Origin of the sequence: Myxococcus sp. CA056, from assembly GCF_013336715.1 — a bacterium.
Classification (GTDB): domain Bacteria; phylum Myxococcota; class Myxococcia; order Myxococcales; family Myxococcaceae; genus Myxococcus; species Myxococcus llanfairpwllgwyngyllgogerychwyrndrobwllllantysiliogogogochensis.
In genome coordinates this window covers 1-1,703 of sequence record NZ_JABUMT010000036.1, presented here as the reverse complement: position 1 = coordinate 1,703, position 1,703 = coordinate 1, and the positions used below count along the sequence as shown (strand labels likewise).

Genomic DNA, 1,703 nt, shown 5'->3' with positions numbered 1-1,703 from the left:
CCCCCTGTGTCAGGGAAGAAGTCGCCTCGGCTGAGTTGCCGAGCTGACCACCCGAAGGGGGCGAGTGCAGGCGGTTGAAGTGCCGTACACAGACGCATTCAAGGCGCAGATGGTGAAGCGGATGATGGGCCCGAGCGCGGTGAATGCCTCGACGCTGGCCCGGCAGGTGGGAGTGTCCCAACCGACGTTGTCGCAGTGGTTGCGCGCGGCGAATAGGGTAGCGGCCATGACGCCCCCGTCCGACGAGAAGAAGTTCGCCCCGCCCGCTGGGCCGAAGAAGTGGACACCCGAGGAGAAGGTGCGCGTGCTGGCGGCGGCCCAGGAGCTCAAAGGCGAGGAGTTGGGGGCGTTGCTGCGTGGAGAGGGGCTGCATGAAGCGCAGCTGCGAGAGTGGCAGCAGGCTGCCGCGGGGGCGCTCTCCGGCACGGCGAGCGAGCCGCTGCCGGCCAAGGAGCGCAAGCGGCTGGCCGCCGCCGAGAAGCGGGTGAAGGAGCTCGAGCGGGAGCTGCACCGCAAGGAGAAGGCGCTGGCGGAGACGGCGGCGCTGCTGGTGCTCGAAAAAAAACTTCAGGCGATGGGGTGGGACGAGAGGCACCTGGCAGACGAGGACGACGCAGCGGACGAGAAGAGCGAGAAATGACGCTCGCCCACGTCGACGAGGCCTTGGAGAGGGGCGTGCGCCTGGAGGCCATCTGCGAGCGGCTCGGGGTGGCCCCGCGCACGATTCAACGCTGGAGGAAGCCCGCCACGGCGGAGGACCGGCGGTGCGGCCCGCATACCCGTCCGGCCAACCGGCTGTCCGAGGTGGAGCGGCGCCGAATCCTGGCGGTGGCCAACAGCGAGGAGTTCCGGGACGCCTCGCCCAAGCAGATTGTCCCCAGGCTGGCGGACCGGGGCGAGTACGTCGCCAGCGAAGCGAGTTTCTACCGGGTGCTGCGCGAAGCGGGGCAGTTGGCCCACCGAGGCCATGCCAGGGTGCCCACGCCCAGGCCCCGGGCCGAGCACACCGCCACCGGGCCGAACCAAGTCTGGAGTTGGGATATCACCTACCTGAAGGGCCCGGTGAAGGGCGCCTTCCTCTACCTGTACCTGGTGGTGGACGTCTTCAGTCGGCGCATCATGGGCTTCGCGGTGCACGAGGAGGAGTCGTCCGAGCATGCCTCGGCCCTCATCCGCCGCTCTTGGCAGGAGGCTGGCTGCCCCGAGGGGCTGGTGCTGCATTCGGACAACGGTGGCCCGATGAAGGGCGCCACGTTGCTGGCCACCTTGCAATGGCTGGGAGTCACCCCGTCCTTCAGCCGGCCCCGCGTCTCGGACGACAACCCCTTCTCCGAAGCCCTCTTCCGTACGCTGAAGTACCGTCCCAACTTTCCTCGGCGTCCCTTCGCGTCCGTCGAGGCCGCCTGCTGCTGGGTGACGCGCTTCGTGGCTTGGTACAACACCGAGCACCTTCACTCCGCCATCCGCTTCGTCACGCCCGACGACAGGCACTTCGGTCGCGAGGCCTCGCTGCTGGCTCGACGCCACCGGGTGTACCAGCGCGCCCAATCCCGTCACCCGGAGCGCTGGAGCCGCGTCACTCGCAACTGGACTCCCGCAGGCTCCGTCCGCCTGGGCCCCTCGCCCAGCCTCACCCCGGCCGTGCAGGAGATGAAGCGCATCGGCTGAACCCTCTCACGCGACATCTACCTTGACGCTCACCG

General features: G+C 68.8%; 1 pseudogene. It reads left to right on the top strand.

What is annotated here, in order from left to right:
- The first annotated feature begins 79 nt into the window (after positions 1-79).
- Positions 80-1,668: pseudogene (locus HUA76_RS44715) on the top strand (IS3 family transposase).
- The last annotated feature ends 35 nt before the right edge of the window (positions 1,669-1,703 follow it).